Annotated in this window: 13 protein-coding genes; 8 read left to right on the forward strand and 5 right to left on the reverse strand. The window is 54.4% G+C overall.

The window, feature by feature from the left end; genetic code table 11:
• Positions 1–166: 166 nt before the first annotated feature.
• Positions 167–628 (reverse strand): YiiD C-terminal domain-containing protein, encoded by a 462-nt coding sequence (locus tag EI42_RS17700; protein ID WP_111323957.1) that lies wholly within the window; start codon positions 626–628, stop codon positions 167–169.
• A 673-nt stretch (positions 629–1,301) separates the two neighbouring features.
• Here EI42_RS17700 and EI42_RS17710 point away from each other — a divergent pair.
• Complete coding sequence (locus EI42_RS17710) at positions 1,302–3,476, forward strand: FUSC family protein (protein WP_211326235.1); 2,175 nt, start codon at positions 1,302–1,304, stop codon at positions 3,474–3,476.
• Here EI42_RS17710 and EI42_RS17715 read toward each other — a convergent pair.
• The 4 genes from EI42_RS17715 to thiO form a co-directional block, all read right to left on the reverse strand.
• Positions 3,448–4,236, reverse strand: coding sequence for a DUF72 domain-containing protein (locus EI42_RS17715; RefSeq protein ID WP_111323960.1), 789 nt, complete (start codon positions 4,234–4,236; stop codon positions 3,448–3,450). The genes EI42_RS17710 and EI42_RS17715 overlap by 29 nt on opposite strands.
• A 32-nt stretch (positions 4,237–4,268) precedes the next feature.
• A complete protein-coding gene (locus EI42_RS17720; RefSeq protein ID WP_111323961.1) occupies positions 4,269–5,714 on the reverse strand; it encodes a DUF2254 domain-containing protein in 1,446 nt (481 codons plus the stop codon).
• 93 nt (positions 5,715–5,807) lie between these two features.
• Positions 5,808–7,730, reverse strand: coding sequence for a tetratricopeptide repeat protein (locus EI42_RS17725; protein WP_170142718.1), 1,923 nt, complete (start codon positions 7,728–7,730; stop codon positions 5,808–5,810).
• Between the two features lie 383 nt (positions 7,731–8,113).
• Positions 8,114–9,247: a glycine oxidase ThiO gene (thiO, locus tag EI42_RS17730; protein WP_111323963.1), complete on the reverse strand. Its 1,134-nt coding sequence runs from the start codon at positions 9,245–9,247 to the stop codon at positions 8,114–8,116.
• A gap of 937 nt (positions 9,248–10,184) precedes the next feature.
• Between thiO and EI42_RS33915 the strand changes: the two genes are divergently transcribed.
• The 7 genes from EI42_RS33915 (at position 10,185) to EI42_RS17770 (ending at position 19,724) form a co-directional block, all read left to right on the forward strand.
• Positions 10,185–10,988: a hypothetical protein gene (locus EI42_RS33915; protein ID WP_246046264.1), complete on the forward strand. Its 804-nt coding sequence runs from the start codon at positions 10,185–10,187 to the stop codon at positions 10,986–10,988.
• Between the two features lie 1,085 nt (positions 10,989–12,073).
• Positions 12,074–12,847: a DoxX family protein gene (locus tag EI42_RS17745; RefSeq protein WP_137686023.1), complete on the forward strand. Its 774-nt coding sequence runs from the start codon at positions 12,074–12,076 to the stop codon at positions 12,845–12,847.
• The gene (locus EI42_RS17750; protein WP_111323966.1) at positions 12,834–14,954 is read left to right on the forward strand and encodes a hypothetical protein; all 2,121 of its coding nucleotides are present in this window, start codon (positions 12,834–12,836) and stop codon (positions 14,952–14,954) included. The genes EI42_RS17745 and EI42_RS17750 overlap by 14 nt, the downstream gene beginning before the upstream one ends.
• Positions 14,955–15,047: 93 nt before the next feature.
• Positions 15,048–16,481: a serine/threonine protein kinase gene (locus EI42_RS17755; protein ID WP_170142720.1), complete on the forward strand. Its 1,434-nt coding sequence runs from the start codon at positions 15,048–15,050 to the stop codon at positions 16,479–16,481.
• Between the two features lie 25 nt (positions 16,482–16,506).
• Positions 16,507–18,042 carry an amidohydrolase family protein gene (locus EI42_RS17760; protein WP_170142721.1) on the forward strand — a complete coding sequence of 512 codons (1,536 nt, stop codon included), beginning with the start codon at positions 16,507–16,509 and terminating at the stop codon, positions 18,040–18,042.
• An 88-nt stretch (positions 18,043–18,130) separates the two neighbouring features.
• A complete protein-coding gene (locus tag EI42_RS17765; protein WP_111323969.1) occupies positions 18,131–18,823 on the forward strand; it encodes a hypothetical protein in 693 nt (230 codons plus the stop codon).
• A gap of 151 nt (positions 18,824–18,974) precedes the next feature.
• Positions 18,975–19,724, forward strand: a complete 750-nt coding sequence (locus EI42_RS17770; protein ID WP_111323970.1) for a rhomboid family intramembrane serine protease — start codon at positions 18,975–18,977, stop codon at positions 19,722–19,724.
• The last annotated feature ends 18 nt before the right edge of the window (positions 19,725–19,742 follow it).

Raw genomic sequence — 19,742 nt, forward strand, 5'->3', positions numbered from 1 at the left:
GCGGGTATTCCTCACAAATTCTCACTGAGATAGAAAAAAATACAGTCCTCCCTCCCATCTACCCGGGGAAAGAGACAAGCAGACACATATCCATTCATGTACCTCATCACGTTAGAACGGAGGAAGGGGATGAAAAATCGCGGGAATAAGAAAAACGGGCGGCTGGCTAGCGTCGTGGAACCCGCTGCTGCACAACATAGCGACCCGAAAAAGCAACCGCCACACGATCATCTTCATAGATCACGCTCTGAATCTCTAAACGCGCCTTCCCTCTGGCTCGCAGTACCTTGCCAAAGCGGGCAACAGCAGCGGGATCGGGCTTGTAGCAGAAGGCGGTAAAATCACGCGTCACCGGAACTCTATAGTCACAATGGCTATCCTGAATCACAATCTCGCCATCAAGCGCGAGCTCTTTGAGCAACAACCAGAGCATCCCCCACCCCGAAAGCGTCACCAAAGCGTTCAGGCTGCCCGCAAAGGCTGTTCCTGCATGGTTGCTATTGCCTTCCAGCGGAGCCGCCAGCGCCACTCCCTGTGTATCATATCGTTGCACTGTTAGATGAAGATGCTGCGTAAACGGAATAGACGTCAGCAGCGTCCGCTGCAACTCCTGTAAAAGCTCCTGCATAGTCCATCCTATACTCAAAAATAGATATCTATCTGGCACTCACAGCATACAACAAACAGGACGTTTTGACTATAGCCGCTTGCCAGGCGCTCCCGGGCTGAACAATGACACGATTTGATATACGTTCAAACGAAAGAGACTTGCATTTATGTCGATATTTGTATTACAATGAGAAGGGAAAGTTCACCCACAAGGCAGAGAACGCATGGATTTGCGAGGCACAAGGGCGGCTCGAAAATAGCAGGCTGAAAACGTGGAGGGGGACAGGCGAGCGCGACGACATCTTCCTGTTGCACTCATGGACTCCTTCAGCGAAACCGCTCTTAATCGATAGAACCATCTGGTATCTTTTCGCTTTTTCTCCGGTTCATTCTGTCCACAAGAGGTCTGCCAGTGCCAGGCGAGTGCCTCTTGCGCATGGGGACGGCAATGACGCTATCCACTTTCTAGCACTGTTCTAGAAGCAACAACGAACACATGATGTCATGCAGAGGCGCACATCTGCTGCTTTTGCATGTCTTTCTTATGGAATTTTCTCTTTCTTCTTTTGTAAAATGATTGATTGAAAAAGGGTAAGGGGTACAATCGGGAAACAAGTATGCAAATGGATATACCAACAACAGCCAGTAAACAGACGAAACAGAGAAGGATTCTCCCAATACTGCTTTATCGCTTGAAAAAGCGTCTTATCTCTCTTCTACAGCGATTGAAAAACTATCTTTTCGATATTCAAAAACAAGATCTCACCTATGGAATTCGTCTTACCATTATCTGTATCGTTCCTATTGTTGCTGGCATGCTGCTCAAGAACCCGCTGATGATGAGCAGCGGCTTTCTGGGAGGCCTGTATGTGGCGCTCGCAGATGTCGGTGGAGCCTACAGCACGCGGGCGCTCTCGATGCTACTGGCAACACTCAGCATCTCAATTGTAGGCGTGCTTGGCACCATCAGCGGAGGCTCAATCTGGCTTGCGGTGCCGCTTGCCTTCCTCTTCATGTTCTTGCTCAACATGTTCAGCATTTATGGCAATATCGGGGCCAAAGTGAGCATGATGACATCAGGCGCCTTTCTGATCTTTCTGGGGCAACCTCATGGCCCGGCTATCGCTCTGCAACAGGGAATCGCGCTTCTATGTGGGGGTGTCTGGGCGATGATTGTTTCGCTCTGGCTCTGGCCACTGAGGCCCTACAAGCCCGTTCGCATGGCAACCTCGGCCTACTATCGCTCACTTGCCCTCTTCCTGTTGAAAGCCGGACGCAGTGCCAGCTACACAAGTGGGCGCTGGTGGAACGATGCCGCCAAGAACGAGCGAGCGCTTGTACTCGAAGCGTACAAGCGAGCTCATAATACCGTGATGACATTGCGAGCCAGCCGAAACGGCTCCAATGTCACCCTGCAACAGCTCTTCATGCTGACGCTCGATGCCGACCGGCTCTTCGATGCCACTATCGCGCTTGCGGAGGGCATTCAAGGGGCAAAGCACCATATCCACAACTATGCACTCTGGCCAACCATGAAGCGGCTCCTGCAACAGACCGCCACCATGTGCACCTTTCTTGCGAAAAGCATTACACAGAACAAGCTAGATATGACAAAGTGGGAGGGACTGCACAACGCCCAGGAAACCAGCTTGCAGGAGCTCCGCGAGAAGCTGCCCGGGCTGACAGGAGATACTCAGGCGCTTGCCAGTGTCCAGCGAGTGCTACGCATCTTCAGGCAAATCTGCACGATCGGCGAAGAGGCCATGTATACCCTTGCACAGCTTGATGATGAGCGGCTGGAAGCGCTTACAACGCCAGTTTTAAAGAAACGAACCGGCCCGCGCGAAGCGTGGACGCTCTTTCGCGACAATCTGTCCTTCCAATCGCTGACTTTCAGACATGCGCTTCGCGTGAGCGTGGCAACCACGGTGGCCGTTGTGATCTATTCGCTGCTCAAGCTCGATCACGGCTACTGGCTTACTCTCACGGTGATGCTCTCGTTGAAGCCAGAATTTGCCTCAACCCGTACCCGCGTCTTTGAGCGCGTCATTGGAACCGTACTCGGCGGGATGCTTGGCGCATGGGTAGCCTACGCGATTCGAGATCGTCTGCTGCTCTTTGCGCTGCTGGTGGTCTTCTGCTTACTGGCCTACAGCCGCCTGAGAAGGAACTATAGCGCCTTCGTCATCTTCCTGACCCCCTTTATGGTAGTGCTTACAGATCTGGGGCACCCGGGTGATTGGGGGATTGCGATGCTGCGTATGATGAATACCCTGATGGGTGGCGTCATCGCCATGATAGCCTGCTACCTGTTCTGGCCCCAATGGGAGCGCGAGCGCCTGCCGCAGTATATCGCTGAAGCGCTGGCCGCGAATCGCTCCTTCTTGCACTGCGTTCTCGACATCTATGCGGGCAAGCATGAGAAACGGGCCGATCTTCATCAGGCAAGTGCCCAGGCTCATCTACGGAATATCAACGCCGCTGCCGCGTTTCAGCGCCTGCTCAATGAGCCTCGCAAGCAACAGGGATCGGTCGAGCGTTTCTACGCGCTGGTCGCCTATAATCAGCGGCTCTGTGATAGCATTACCTTTCTGGCGGCACATCTGCCCGACCCCAAGAGCCCGGCCATTCCCGGAGTGGAGGCGTTCAAACAGCATACCGATGAGGTGCTGACGCAAGTTGAGCGGGCGGTCACACTTGGTGAGCGGCCAGAACAGCTCTCACCGCTGGAAGAAAGCCTGCAAGAGATTCGGGCAACGCTCTACAAATTGACGGCTACAACGCCACAGGAGCGAAAGCCCGAGATGCATATTCTGCATGCGCGCGCCCATCATCTGATCAAGCACGCCGTCCATCAGCGACACTAGCCGGAACAAACGGCCTGACAGCCAGCGGGCCAAGCAGCTCACGCAAACGAGTGGCATCACGCACGGCATAGCCTTTCGGATCGTTATTGAAGTAGACATAGGCTTCACGCCGACGATCCTTGCGGAGCCGCTCGGCCCACGTCATCAGCTCCTCATCAGAAAAGCCGATGCCCTCGCTCCCCTGATGAAAACGGTAGTAGCCAAAGGAACCAGACAAGGGAAGATCCGGCGGAGTGGGGAGCGAGCCGCCGACCGCGATCACCACCGTACAGGGAACCGGAGCCTGTTCCAGCACCTTCAACAGCCGCGAGAGCGTCTCGGGAGCAAACCAGGAAGCATCCCGAAACTCAAAGGCAGCAGGATAACGCAGCAGCGCAACCAGGTCAGCCAGGCGATCCAGATTCGCCCGCCAGTGTGGCGGAAGCTGAAAGAGGAATGGTCCCAGATGCTCACCAAGCCCTTCCGCCGCCGTCACCAGCCGCTGGAGGCTCTCCTGTGGGTCTTTCAGCTTCTTCATATGTGTGAGATAGCGGCTGGCTTTGACCGCAAACCGGAAACCGGGCGGGGCCAGTCGTGCCCAGGCCTCACAATGTCTGCGCTCAGGCAAACGATAGAAGCTGCGATTGATCTCCACGGTCGGAAAATGGCGCGTGTAGAACGCCAGATAATCGCTTTCGGAACGCTTTGCCGGGTAAAATGGGCCGACCCAGTGCGGATAGACCCAACCCGACGCGCCAACCCAGATAGTCCCCTTTTCCATTACAACAGCCCCTTCAACAATCGGTGGGAGCATCACCCCCGCCGCTCAAGGACAATGGACTCTGTTCCGGTAATGCGCTCAACGTTGTGCAAATGCTCGCGGATACTCGTCCGATCGAGCGTCGTCTTTGCCTGCTGGATCGCAGGAAGTGCAATGGCAGCCGCGATTCTCCCCAGCAGCAGCAACCGCTCAGGTCGATTATGCGACACCACAGCTTCGGCAATATGGGCAACAGCGTCGAGGAGAACATTCACGACACGCGCGTTCTCCCATGCATAGCGCCCGATCTCGACAAACACCTGAAGATATTCCTCAAAGGTCACATAACGAGCCACAATGGCACATTCATCCCCCTTTAAACGCAGGATATCCGCAAGGGGATCTTCGCCCGCTATACGCTCAAAAATGGCCTCCAGATAGCCAATAGCGAGTACAGCAGTGGTCGGATCATTAATCGCATGTGACAGGGCACGGAGCGCGATATCCGCGAGCTGGCGAACACCAAAAGAGGGATCTTGAAGCATATCCCGCTCACGAGAGACGCTGATACAGTTCTGAATCGCCTCCACAATGGCAGTATCGACAGCATCGGCAGGCCAGACATCCGCAACAATTGTCTCAGGAGTCACAAAATCGCCCGGGCAAACGCGCAGCGAGAGCCGCAGATCAGCTTTGTGAGCCACGCTCGCCAGCAGTTGCAGTGAGATTGTCTGAACATAGCCCGCACTCGCTGCATAAATGCCTGTTGGTGACTCGCTCTTCTCCCACTCGTTGAGCAACTGTTTCCCATCATCATTCCATTGCTCATACCCGACGCCGGGATAGCGGTGTGCGAGGGAACGCAGTGTCTTTCCGGCAATATCGGCAGTAATGTGCGAAACCTGCAACGATTGCGAGGTATAGCCGATAAACATCATCAGCAGGATCAACCCGACAAACGCAAGCAGAAACGCCATTGAGACACTCAACGCCGGGACAAACTGGGTACTATCGCCCTCGCCTTTATCACGAATCGCCACCAGAATGAACATGCAGTACGTGAAAATGCCCACCAGTCCGCCAGTGACTACCTGATTCAGGCGATTGCTCAGAATGCCTCGTAGTGCACGAGATGTAAACTGGCTCGACACCAATTGCAGGGCCACCATCGTCACAGAGAAGACAAGACCAGCAACGGTAATCAATGCGCCCGCAATCGTTGAGAGCAACGAGCGTGCGGTTGCAGCGCTGCCACTAAATCCAATGGGCAGCCTGGCAAAAGGAAACAGATGATCAAGCCCGAGCAGCGCCAGCGCCAGCAAAAAACCGGTAGCGGCGACCAACCCGGGAACCAGCCAGAAACCGTCAAGCAGATCTTCCCAACGACTACGCAGCATCCCGAGGAGCGTCTTCCCGAGCCCGATTCTGCGTGAGCCTTCTAAGGTCAGACGGCTGGTCGTATATGCGGCTTTACTCCGTCGTCTGATTCTATACGGCATACTCTCTTTTTACCTTCATTACGAGATTGAGCCGCAATTGATACACCGACGTGAAAGATAAACATCCTGTATCAATCATCCTGTCTTACCGCATCAGGCTTCCTGTGCCGAGGGAGTGGGTTGAGCGAAACGCGTATCACGTTCTGCTGCCTGCAAGAGTGTATCAGTTGCCTCGGCCACGCGATTGAGCTTCTGCAAGGTCAGCCCTTTCGCATAATAGAAACCGGCATAGTCAGGAGCAAGCTCTATTGCCTTATTATACGCTATCAGAGCCTCCTCATAGCGCTGCAATGCGGAAAGCACTTCCCCCTGATGAAAGTAGACGCCTGCATATGCCGGAGCCAGCCGAATCGCCTGTCGAAAGGCCTCCAATGCCTCCTCATAACGCTTGAGCATCTTCAGCACCATTCCAAGCGTAAAAAAGGTGCGAACCTCATGCGGATTGAGTTGTACTGCCTGCTTAAAACACGCTATAGCCTCCTCATAGCGACTCAAATTACATAAGATGTTCGCTTTATAGTGATAGAACAGGGCATTGTCGGGCTGAAGCTCAAGGGCTTGCTCAAAGCATAGTAGCGCCTCCCCTGGCCGTTGAAGCTGCGTCAGTACAAGTCCCTTCAGCGACCAGGCATCAACAGCCTCAGGCTCAAGCTCAAGCGCGTTGCTGAGCGCGTCGACCGCTTCGTCAAGGTGTTGCAACTTCCAGAGTACAAGCCCCTTCTGATACCAACCCATGCTGATATCTTTCCGCAACAGCAGCGCCCGATCAAGATACAGCAGCGCCTCCTGATAACGCTTCAGCTCATGGAGAACCGAGGCTTTTCTGATATAGCCGATTGCCTCTTCGGGCTCAAGCTCAATCGCTCGCTCATAGGCAGCAAGCGCCTCCTCATAGCGTCCGAGCGCTTCGAGAGCGGTGCCCCGGCTCATGATATAGCCCACCACCTCAGGGCGCAGGCGGATCGCCTCATCCAGCTCAGGAAGCGCCTCTTCATAGCGTCGCATCAGCATCAGCAGCACGGCCTTATTGTAAAACGCGTTGCCGTTCTGCGGGTCCAGTTCGGCAGCACGGCTGAAATCGGCCAGCGCCTCTTCATATCGATCAACCTCATAGAGGGTACGACCCCGGTTGTAATAGGTCATAGCATCGTCGGGGCGTAGCTCAACGGCTTGATTGAAGAGCGCTAAGGCCTCCTCATGCCGCTGAAGCCGGGCCAGACAAATGCCCCTGTAGATATAGCTTTCGACAAAGGTCGAATCCCGTCGCAAGACCTCGTCATAGGCTTCCAGTGCCTCCTCATAGCGCCCGAGCTCGGCCAGATATTTGCCCCTGTGGAAGTAGGCCAGTATTTCAGCAGGATTCAATGCAATCACACGTGACACGTCTTCCAGCGCCTCTTCATACCGACCGAGCTTGCCAAGCACCAGCCCCTTATGTAGCAAGGTCGCGGGCATGTCCGGCTTAAGCTGATCGGCATGTTGATAGGCGTGAAGGGCCTCTTCGTGACGTTCAAGGTACATCAGCGTGACACCTTTGTTATAGTATGCAGGCTCATAATCGGGGTCAACGCTGATTGCCTGATCGAAAGCGGCCAGCGCCTCCTCAACGCGACCGAGATGCTCAAGCGTCAACGCCTTCTTCATGAAGAACTCCGGGACGGTGGGCTTCAGGCGAAGCGCCTCTTCATAGGCTTCCAGCGCCGCTTCATGTTGACCAAGTGTGTCCAAAGCAACGCCACGATGATAATAGCCCTCGGCGAATTCGGGCGCGAGCGTCAGCGCATGTTCATAGAGCTTGAGCGCCTCTTCCGAATGCCCGGCCTTCTCAAAACACATGCCAATATAGACATAAATAGGTGCAACATCGGGAGCAAGCCGCATCGCGCGCTGTAGGGCTTGAAGCGCCTCTTTGTACTGTCCCTCCTCGTACAGTAGCCTGCCCTGGTTAAAATGGGAATATGCCTCCATCTGACTATCTCTACCCTCATCCGGGAAGCTGTGCTCTGCTTGTTCCATATTCATCGTCTCCTTACCACTTGATAAACCTGCACATTTTTATACATTGATATACAAGGCGGGATAGAATCCGAAGTACATCTATTCACACATGAATAGACTCGCAAAACATAACGATACTGTACGCGTTTTCGCGGCTATAGTCAAAGGAAAATACAAAATGGCTAGTCTCTCTCACTGCACGCGCTTTTTCAACTTCGAGATAGAAGAGAAAAATCCAGAGGAAAGCTAAGAAAGAGGAGGATTCTTGTAAGCAGAAGAGACAGGCAGACCAGAAGAAGCGTTCTTTCTTTCAGGTAGGAATAATTTCTACCTGGTCTGTTTTTCGGGCACAGCGGGCAGAGAGAGGAAAAACCAGCTCCGCCCGTGTGCTACAAGAAATGCTACACCGTCTGCTGGAATCGTGTCAGCGCAAACGGAAGCAACAGTTCAGGTGTCTGACCGCTTGTAATCAGCTCGGCGATCAACTTGCCGGTGATTGCGCTCAGCTCAAACCCGACACCATTATGACCAGTCGCCAGCGTCACATTCTCCCAACCGGGAGCCGTCCCAAGAATCGGGTTGCCATCGGGCGTCCCCGGGCGTAGACCGACCCAGATATTTGCAATATAGGCTTTCGCCAGTTCTGGAGCCAATCGAATCGCGCTATTGAGCAACCAGGCAACGCCTTCCGCCGAGGGACGTTTCTCGTAACTTCCCGGCTCAACGGTCGCCCCCACATAGATCGTGTCATCGCGCTTGGGGATCAGGTAGACACCTTCACCAAAGACAATATGCTGCAAGGGCACGTCCGGCTGATGCAACGAGAGAATCTGCCCGCGCAGTGGATGCACCGGGATTGCCAGATCCAGCCACTCGCCGCAACGATCCGACCATGCGCCACCGGCTACAACCAGATGACCGCATGAAATGGTGGTTCCCTGCGAGGTGTGGACCGCGGTTACCCGTGAGCCCGAGCGCTCGATTCCGGTCACTTCAGTATGGTCGAAGAAGGTTGCGCCAAGCTTACGAGCAGCTCCGGCATAGGCACGAGTGACCTGAGGCGAACGAATGCTCCCCTCATCCTCAGCATAGACCGCCGCCGCAACCACTGATCCAAGCAATGGCTCGCGCTGTCGGGCCTCATCGCCTGACTGCCAGGTGACAGCAAAGCCAAGCTGCTCCCAATAGCGTAATTTCTGACGCAGGATTTCGGGATCATCGCCAGCCGAAATAGTGCGGAGAGAGCCGAGGCGATAGTACTCGGTCTGGACACCGCTCAGTTGTTCGATAATCGGGAAAATCTGCGGGTGAAGCCGCCAGCTTTCCAGCAGCAAATCAGTAAGCGGACATGGCTTTAACAGCGCTCCCAGGGGAGAAAGGAGACCTGCCGCCGCGCCCGACGACTCGGAAGCAATATCCTCGCGCTCAATTACCGTCACAGAGACGCCAGCCTGACGTAACTGATAGGCAATCGCGCAGCCAGATACGCCGCCGCCAATAATCGCAACATCTGTAGTGTGGTGGTGTGTGGTCATGAACAAATGTACTCCAAACTGTGAAACTTGGTATAACACCGGGTGAGATTGGGTCAAAACCAGGTACAGAACTGATACTCGCCAGACAGAAATGGGTAGGCAACGGGTGAATATCAGGGGTACCCCCACTTTTTTTGAGAAGGAACAATCCTTCTCCTGGAATTTTTCTCCCCTTTATTTAGAGTATGGTTTGTAATCGAAAGTTCGTCAAGACTCCTTTTGCGCATAAATCATGTACAACGTCCTGTCAGGGGCAATAACAGGCGCTCCGAACTCAACAAAAACAAGAAAGAAAGGCACTGCTGCCAGAGGAAAAGACCCGCTGAAGCCAGACCAAAGCGAATGGGAGCTTCAAAGAGTTACTATAGAGGAAAAAGAAACAACAATAGTAGAAAATGGAATCCTCTGATGCTCTTTCACAGATTATTCACATACTTCAAGTAAGGAATAAGAAGCGAAAAGCGGGACAGCATTGATTTTTCCAAATATATCATGTAATGTATAAATAGATCGTATTTCCAGTACCAGATTACAGAATTGCGCCATCTGGCGTTTTTCTCCTGGAAGCACCTATCAAGCGCAGTGACGGAGGGCTTTCCATACTGGCTGGCTCTTGACATCAGGTAGGGTCATCTCTGTGTGCTAGCGACGTCTCAATATTGGGCGAAAGGCAAACAATGGAAGGTTTACAAAAATGCGTCAGAAAGATCCGGGATTGAACCAGGTGATGAATGACGCAATTGCAAACTCCGGGCAGAGGACGAGGAGACCGCCCGACAGGGGCTCTACCTGTGCTATAACCTTTTTCATGAATAGATCCCGTCGGGCAGATGAGAACCGGCGAGCGCCCCTCGTCAAACGCTTCTGGACAGCGTGCCGCGATGATGCGCCAGCCCCTCGGTTGAAAGATAAATCCCTCCCCTTTGGAGCGGAGGGAGTGTCAAAGCATGAGCCATTGCGGCACTTGCTTGTGCACACCATTCATAGGGAAATGGCCTCTGAACTGGCACCCTTCTTGCTCATTGGACACACCTCATCGCATCCCGGGATCGCACGCCTCTCCGCTCATCATCGCTTCTTCTGCGTCCCGCAAACTCTTAATGAGCAGCGGTCAAAGCGCTGGCGGAAAGGGGCTCTCAGCGAACTGGCAGGCACAACGGTTGGCCTACCAGTGCGAGAGCTATTTTACGGGGAACGACCAAAAACACAGTTCAATCCACACAAAAGGAGAAACAGTATGCACAAAGTGTCAATACGCAAAGTTAAAACCCCAATGAGCTATGTGCAAGACATGGAAGAGGAGGTATTGCACTTCTCATTGCAAGGGCTGCTACCAACGGGTCATACACTTGCGCTGAATACGACACTGGGCACACTTTCCCACCTCGCCATTATGCATGATCGTCCTCATATGCTCATGGAGCAGCAGTTTACGACCAGTGAAATTTGTGTGCTGCTTCCACTCCTTGAATCGTATCCGTACTATTGTCCATACGAAGTGCTCCTCGCCAGCTTCACCACCGGAAGAGTGACCGAAGCGGCAATTGAGCGCTGCCGCCAACGACTGCAAGAGGCTCAGGAAGAGGGGGTATGGGATCAGGAAATGCGACCTGTGCGCAACGTCCTCTCGCGTACCCGGATCAAGACCCGAACCTTCGGTATTGAGATTTCTTCAATACTGGAAACGGGCTACATTTTGATGTACTCTCCCGGCCACAAAAAGCGCGAGAAAGAAGGCTAAACATCTATCCAGCTTTCGGTGCACCGGTTCCCTCGGTAGCACCGAAAAAATATCCCCATTTTTGACCACACACCCTACACTTCCAGATGTATGACATTGCAGCACATTATATTAAACAGCTTACCCACACCACAAGTTGTCACTGTTGCATTTCTGGAGCCTGAAAGAAAGCCCCCGCAGCAAATATAGCCGCTATGTCTCGTTGCATCCCACCCTTTCGCTTGCTTCTGCAACGAATGGAAGTCGTTTCCGGTTTACACATAGCGAATATATTCGCTGCTCCACATAGGATAACACATTTTTTAACGAAATGCTACTTTTTTGTATAAAAAACATATTAAAAAATGTGCGACACTGTGCTACATAAGACTGGTATAAGACAAAACAACGTCTTTTTTTCACTGCCATAGCTCTTTTCAAGAAGTGTTTCTCTGAATATGTACAACGAAATACGAAGTCAGGTCGCTTCTCAATACGCGCAAGCGAGAATCATCTATCTTTTTATGCGGCGTACAGCCATGTTCACCTGGCCACACGATACCAGCAAGCCAGGTAGCGGCTTCCACACGCTCCAATAGAACCCCACGCAGCCTGATCTTCTGCCATCAACTTCGCCGGCTTGACAGACAGCCCTTCCCGCTTCGATACATGTCTTTTCACTGTCTTATACAAGCCCCCAACACTGGAAGAGCAACCGACTATACAGCGCACTCGAAAGCCACGGAAGGAAAGAAGGAGATAGTGAAAATTGTTACCCTTTATACTACCGATAGTGCTGTGACTGCAAATAGTTTCGTAGTGCGTTCTTGTAAGGACATCGCCTCGGGGCACATCCGAACACTGAGTGTCGGAACACTCATAGAAGTTGGCGCTATGGAAGACATGCTGCATTCTACAGGACAGGGCCCGCTCGGATTCTGTGGTATCGATTCGAGCAGGGTAAAGCGGTTCATTCCCCTTCCATGCGCTCGGCTTTTTGAGAGCTTCAAGAGTGCGATGAGCATCGGGCTGTATGGCAGCTTGACGAGCAAAGACCCGCGGGTGCCCGCAAGCGTCATGCAGCCGTTCTCTCACCGGGGGCCATCGTGAACAAGCAACTGCCGTACCGAAAAGAGCCGGATGTCTCGCCCATGCTGGCACGATGGCGGGTCAAAGGGTTGACAGGATTGCGCATCCTTTTCGGGTGTATCTGGCTTTTTCATGCCTTTACTGCCTGGCAGCCCGGCTTTCAGGCTCACTTACAGGAGCGAATAGCCAGTGCAGATCAACCGGCCTGGTTGGCCGTCTGGCTCTCCTTCTGGCAACACACCATCAATCAGTCTCCACAGATAGCTGGACCGCTGCTGGCGGGGCTGGCAACGCTCATCGGCTGTTGTCTGATCCTGGGAGCCTGGATGAACACGATCTGTCTGATCGGTCTATGCTTTTCGCTCTTCGTCTGGTCAACCATCAAAGGTTTTGGCGGCTCCATTTTTTTCCAGGACACAACAGATATCGGCCTGGCGCTTGTGTACGCGCTCTTTTTTCTCGGCCTCTTTCTCAGTAATTCAGAGCTTTCCTTTGGGTTGGATCGCTATTTGAACAGGATACTCGGGCGCTGGAACTTTCTGGCATCTGGTCCAGTGAGGAGCGACAACAGGCAGACACCGCCAATAGACTTGAACGATCCATACAACCAGATCCCTGTGATCGAGATTATCACTGATTTTGAAACGTCCTTTGTCGGGCAAACAAACGAGAGACCAGAGGAAGAGGTCCTTGTCATGTCACGTTTGCAGGGCATACGCGGGCAACGGCTCGCACCCCTGACGCGAGAAGCGCAGGTGCAGAAAGGGGGTCAACCTCATGTCTTCAAATAACCCCATCAGCTTTAACGAGAGCGGGCAGGCGCTCTATCGAACATCCGGGCTTGACATGCTCAACGTTCAGCCGCTTGCTCAGGGACCAGTAAGCCAGATAGACAACGCCGAAGACGAGACCAACATCTTTCATGGCGAGGCGCTGGCCCGTGACCTCTGGGGCGAGCGTTACGGCACCTGGATTGTTTTCTGCTTTATTACCGGTTTCGCCTTCTTTCTCATCCTGATGAACCTGATCGGGCAGACACCGGGAAGAAGCTTTTTCCTGAAAAGTACCTCAGATATTCTTCAATTTACCGGTGAGGCGATTGGCCTTTTCTTCTGCTTGCGCATCACTTTTCGTCTGTACCGTCTGACACGGCTGTTAAAGCACGATCTGCAACAGAAAGAGGGCTGGAAACATAGTCCGAACGAGGTTGCCAGCGCACGCGCCGACTACCTGGCGGCCCGCCGCTCCTTCTTTGCCTGGACCTTCCTTGCCATCGCGGTCGCCGTTTATGCAAGTGGCCAGGCCATCTGGACCAGCTATGACGTGCGCATGGACTCCTCGGCAGTCCCCTATCCAGGGGTCTACGATATCGGCTTTGTGCTCTCATACCCGTTTTTCCTGACGGGCACAATTCTGCTGACCCGACGCAATAAAGCCGCCGTCGGACGAGTGCGCCTGCTGCTGGATGCGCTGGCGGTGATCGGTGCGGCTCTGGCGCTCTCATGGTTCTTCCAGCTCGAACCGGCCATTGCAGGGCTTTCGCAGGCCCCCAGTCCCGGCGCGGCCTTCCTCTCCGTCTATTTTCCGACAGGAGATCTCTTTCTGGTCGCGGTTGGCGCATTCCTGATGTTCAGCCCGCTCTCGAACCGGGAACAGCAGCCAGTCTTTCTGCGGCTCTGCCTGGGCCTCTTCTGTCTGGCAATCACAGATAGCCTGATGGGCTTCTACTCGATCACGACTGGCTTTAATACCGGCACCATACAGGATATCCTCTGGCCGCTCAGCATGTCGCTGGTCGGTCTGGCGGCGATTGAATATCCGCGTAGTATCGCGCATGAGCAGGGACAGGACGCGTTAAACAGCTCGCGGCTTGTAGCCTCACAGATAACGCTTCGCCGGCGCTATTCGCCACTGGTCGCAACCATCCAGGCCATTTCCCCCTTCGTGCTGGCGCTGTTCACCTGCGCATTGCTGCTGCTCTATGTGGCACCAAAAGGAGGGAATAAGCTTGTTCTGGCCTGCATCATAGCCCTGACCCTGATTCTCATCGTCATTATTCGTCAGGCGCTGACACTGATCGAAAACAACCGTCTGACCATGCAGATTCGCGGTGAGCTGGTCATCTCACGGCGTGAGCTTCAGGTGACAAAGCGCGAGGCCGATGAAGCGACTCGCACGGCGCAGGAAAAGCGTGTGCTTGAAGAGGGCATCGGTATTTTGCGAGAAGTGCATGCTCGTGTGGCGCGCGGCGATTTCTCGGCCCGTGCTCCGACCGTCCCGGGACCATTGCTGCCTATCGCGATCAGCCTGAACCTGATGCTTGACCGGCTCAGCGCCATGTCGGAGCGGGGCATGCGATACGACCGGCTGGCACGCGATAGCCGGGAGATTCAAAAGGCGCTGGAACGCATTGTTCAGGGTCAACCGGCCTGGACGCTCGATCAGCCGCCACCACAAAGCACCTCCGAGTTACGCCCGATTATCACCGGCCTGATTCACCTGCAACGCCTGCTGGAGAATCAGCAGCGACGCCAGACAAGCAACCTGGAAACAATGGGCAATCTGTTGCGCCGCTTCCGTGACTCGCTCTATGAGGTGCGTCGCTCTCCGCTCTTCGATCAGAACGGGCATGCCAGCTTTGAACGCATGCTACTTGATCGCATGATCCGCGAGCTCGACCTGCTCTTTCAACAGCAACACTCGCTGCTGCCGAAGCAGGCGGGACGGCCAGGCCCTATGGATACCGCGCCTATGCGTCCCTTTGAGCTGGAAACCTCATCCAACGGAGGAGGCAAGCAGCGCGTGACAAGCGGTTCGCTGCTGCCAGACCAGCAGGGAGGCGGATCATTTACCCTGTACGATCATTTTCGCCAGTTTAAAAAGCCATCAGCCGAATAGCAAGGAGTAGTGCAACCTGCATATCGTCTTTCGCCGAGGCGATATGCAGGGCAGAGTGATGCAATGCGCGGAAAGGCCGGAGCGAACATGTTTATGAAGCAACCGAACTCAGGGTATTCTAGCTCGGGAACACAGGCGAGAACCACGGCTTTCTGTCTGGGGCAACCCGCGCATACAGTGGGCTCCGATACGATTATCTGCCGCCTCTGTGGCCATCTGGTAGCAGGCGCTCAACTGGGCGTCTATCAGGTACAGCGTCACCTCGGGAGCAGCCGGTTTGGCCGGGCCTACCTGGCGTTTCATGTGCGCTCAAAGCAACCGGTCACGCTCAAGCTGCTGTATCCAGATCCAGCGAATAGCAGCCTGTGGGAAGAGGCCCGTAGCGAGGTGCGACGGGCGACCTTGCTCCGTCATCCCTCGATTCAGGCGGTTTTCAGTTGCGCACCCTGGCAGCCCGATCAGCGTCAGGCAAGCACCCGACCTCTGCATGAGTTCCTGAGCACCTACAACGAGACCGCGGTCTATCTTCTAACGCTCTGTCAGTATGCGCCCGGCAACATACAGCAGCTTCTCCTGCATTATGAGCAGCAAAAGCGTGTTTCACAAGAGCGACAGGCACCATCTCTGCGCCCACTCCTGTTTCAACTGATCCAGCAAGCGGGGGCCGCACTGAGCGCCGCACACGAAAAGAATATTGTGCATGGAGCGCTCACCCCCGGCAATATTCTTGTCGATGGCAGGGACCGCCTCTGGCTGGCTGATTTTGGCCTCGGGCGCATGCATCCGCCGGCGGTTCCCTATCTCGCGCCCGAACTTTACGATATCGCCCAAACCAGTCTGCAAACGGGCAGGCTGCGGCTGTACTGGGACGCAGTTACGCCCTTGAGCGATCAATACATGCTCGGTGTGCTCTGTCAGCAGCTCTTTACTCGCTTGCTCCTTCCGCAAGAATATGAGGTGATGCGCTCCGTGCTGCAATGTGCGACGCACGCACAGCCCACACAGCGCTTTGCCAGCATCGACATTTTCCTGCATGAGCTGCTTGCACAGAGCGGCATGGCTCCCACAGCGCGTTCGGGCTCTATGCCCGGTTTTCCCGGTGTGGCTCCAGTCAAGCGGCAGTTCCTCGGGGCCAAAGTCACCCCCCAACTGACGCAGGACGATGTGGAGCAGTTAAAGAAGATGGCTGTCTATAACCTGGGCGCAAGCGTACCCCGCTCGCCTGTAGACGATTGGGAGAAGCTCGGTGGCAAGCTCTTTACCAACCGCGATTACAACGGCGCAGTTCATGCCTATCAGCAGGCGATCTCACTGGACGGGCGCCGCTCCTCGCTCTGGCTGGCACTTGGAGACGCCTACTTCGCGCTGGAACGCTACCCAGACGCGCTCGACGCCTACAATCAGGCGATCCAGCTCGACCCCGCTGACCCCGAAAGCTGGACAAACCGCGGTGCGACGCTGGATGCACTGGGCAAGCATCAGGAGGCAACAGAGTGCTATGAACGAGCCGAGCAACTCAGCCGATAACAACGTAGAATGTAAAGGTGAAAGCATGCAACATGAATCCCTGGTTCTGATTCAACAGTGTGCACTTCTCTCTCCTGACGCTCCGGGACACCTTCTACCGGAACAGGATATCCTGTTACAGGGGAATCGTATCAAGGCAGTTGGCGCAAGCGGAACTTTGAAGTATAATCCACTGCTGGTAGAGAAAGTGATTGAGGGGAAGAATCGACTCGCGATCCCGGGTCTTATCAACGCTCATACGCACTCCCTGGAAAACATGTTAAAAGCCACCTCTCCGTCACTGCCTCTCGAACTGTGGCTTATTCCGCTCTTCGGAAGCAGCATCACATGGACACCCCGGCTTGCCTATCTCAGTGCAATGCTTGGCGCGCTCGAAATGCTTAAAAGCGGCACCACCGCCGTACTGGACCACCTCTGGACCGTGAGCGGGGTGACCGGGTGCTATCTGGATGCCGTCATGCAGGCCTATCATGATATCGGCATTCGGGCCGCTGTTGCTCCCTCAATTGAAGATCGGGACATGGTGCTAGAACATGGCGCGGCCTGTGGCATTGACTTTCCGCATCATCCATTTGTCAGCCGCTTCCAGGAGTGGCCCGCTATTGATGCACAGCTCGAAACAGTCGAGCAGTTTCTTGAGATGTGGCATAATCGCGATCAGGGCCGTTTACGCTGTCTGGTTGGTCCAAGCGGGATTCACTGGTGCAGCGAGACGCTCCTACAGCGCTGTCTCGATCTGGCAACAGCCTACCAGACCGAGATGCACCTGCACGCCGTCGAAACCGAGGTACAGGCACAGGTCATACACAAGGAACTGGGAGAAGGCGGTATTGCCTATCTGGAAAAGCAAGGCGTGCTGAAACCCGGCACGTCGCTGGCACACGCGATCTGGCTTGATCCCGGCGATCTGGAACGCCTGGCGCGAACGGGCGCGACCCTTGTGCATAATCCGGTCAGCAATCTGCGCCTGGGAAGCGGGCATTTCCCGTTCAGTCAGGCGCTGGATATGGGTGTCACGATCGCGCTTGGTTGCGATGGAGCGGCCAGTAACGACAATCAGAACATGTTCGATGTCCTCAAGCTCACCGGGCTGATGCACAACTTCCCACACCTGGACTATAAGCAGTGGCCTGCCGCCAGCAGCATTCTGCATACAGCCACCTGCGGCGGAGCCACGGCTATCGGCCTGAGCGGCGATATCGGCACCATCGAAGCGGGCAAGCTGGCTGATATTGTGCTGCTTGACTTGAGCCAGACCAGCTTCTTGCCGTTCCGCGACGCATATTTGCATCTTGTCTATTGTGAAAACGGCAGTGCTGTTGATACCGTTCTGGTCAATGGCACGATTGTGATTGAGCGAGGTAACGCGACGCGTATCGATGAACAGGCGCTTTGTGACGAGATTCGAGAGCACTGTCAGGGAAGCTGGGCGAGCTTCTCTGCCAGCCTCGATAGCGTCGGTAATACCCGCGAGATGCTGACAAAAATAGATACTTTACGCAGATTTGTGCTTCATCGCGACAAACATGATGAGCACTCGTTTTCAAGTGAAATATCTTGAATTCTCTTTCATTATCAGGTATAAGACATTTATAATATCCTCTGCATAGGAAATGTGCAGAATCACAGCAGATGAAAGGATAAGCAGCATGGAAGAATCAATCAACAAGCCCCGAGCAGAGCGCCCCACAGCGCCTCCTGATGTGGAACACGAGCATACAGGCGGCATACGGTACAGTCTGCGCTTCACCGGCTGGCCGACGCTCAATCAGCTCGTAGGTGTAGCCGTGGCGACCGCCGTCTATACCGTCCTCTCGATGATCGCAATTAACGCTGCTCCGTTAAGCGTGCCGGGCGTGTCCAGCGTGTTTCTGGCGATTGGTTTCGGCATTCCGTTCGCAATCTGGTTTGGAGGTTGGGCTTTCGTTATTGCGTATATCGGTAATTTTCTGGGTGCCGGACTGCTGGTCGGGCAGGCACTCCCAACAGCAGCATGGTTTGGCACCGTGGACCTGGTGCAACTGGGTCTGCCAATGATTCTGTATCGCCTGCTGGCCCCGCGTCTCGGCTTGAGCAGCATCGGGAAGGATGTTTTCACGATCAAAGGATTTATCTTTTTCCTGGTATGCGCGGTCCTGCTCCCGAACATTCTGGGCGCGTTCTATGGTAATTTCATTCTGGTTCAGACAGGCGTTGCCGCACCGAACACCTTCTACGTCGGCGTATTTGGCTGGATTCTCACGAACTGCATTATTACGGCGGTGCTTGGTTCTATCCTGCTGGCAACCCTCGGACCGGTCGTTGAGCGCTTTGGCCTGACCGTTCGTAACCTGTTAAACTGAGAGACATACAAGCAGAGATCGCCTCGCGTGGGCGGTCTCTGCGCTTTCTTCCTCCGGTGACCGCTCTCAACTGCTCTCAACGAATTTAAGCGACAGAGAGTGTTGTTTAGTAGAAGGTCAAATGCACCGAATAGAGGAAGGAAAGCAGTGTATGATCCCGATTCATGATAACCCCGGTCCACGGCGCTCTGTGCCCTGGATGACCTGGGGCCTCATTCTTGCGAATGTGCTTGTTTTCTTCTACGAGCTCTCGCTTGGAGACGCCGTACAGGGCTTTATCACTGTCTATGGCGTTGTACCAGCGGCGATTTCACGCGGTGTGCCTCAAACAAACCTTACTCCCGATCCTGTCTATATCACCCTCTTTACCTCTATGTTTATGCATGGAGGATGGATGCATCTTATAGGTAATATGCTTTTTCTCTTCATCTTTGGCGACAATGTTGAAGACAGAATGGGGCACATCGGGTACCTGATCTTCTACCTGCTCGCGGGTCTGGTGGCAGGCTTGACGCAGGTGTTTGTGGCTCCGGACTCGCTCGTTCCCAGTATTGGAGCCAGCGGCGCGATTGCGGGAGTGCTGGCGGCCTACCTGGTCCTGTTCCCGTGGTCGGGTGTGCGGACAATTGTTTTCATCTTCATCTACTTTACCATTGTCACGGTTCCGGCCGTTCTGCTGATCGGGCTCTGGTTCCTGCTGCAATTGTTTGATGGTGTCGCAGGACTGGCCCACACCCAGCAGGGCATGGGCGGCGTTGCCTACTTCGCGCATATTGGTGGCTTCGTGTTCGGGTTGCTGATCACGATGCTGCTCAAGAACAGGCTACAACCACCCGCACCTATTACCTACCCGCCGTTTGCCCGCCATCCCAACGCACAGGGACCAATTCGCTGGTACTAAAACAAAGAAGCCCGTCTC

Origin of the sequence: Thermosporothrix hazakensis, assembly GCF_003253565.1 — a bacterium.
GTDB lineage: Bacteria > Chloroflexota > Ktedonobacteria > Ktedonobacterales > Ktedonobacteraceae > Thermosporothrix > Thermosporothrix hazakensis.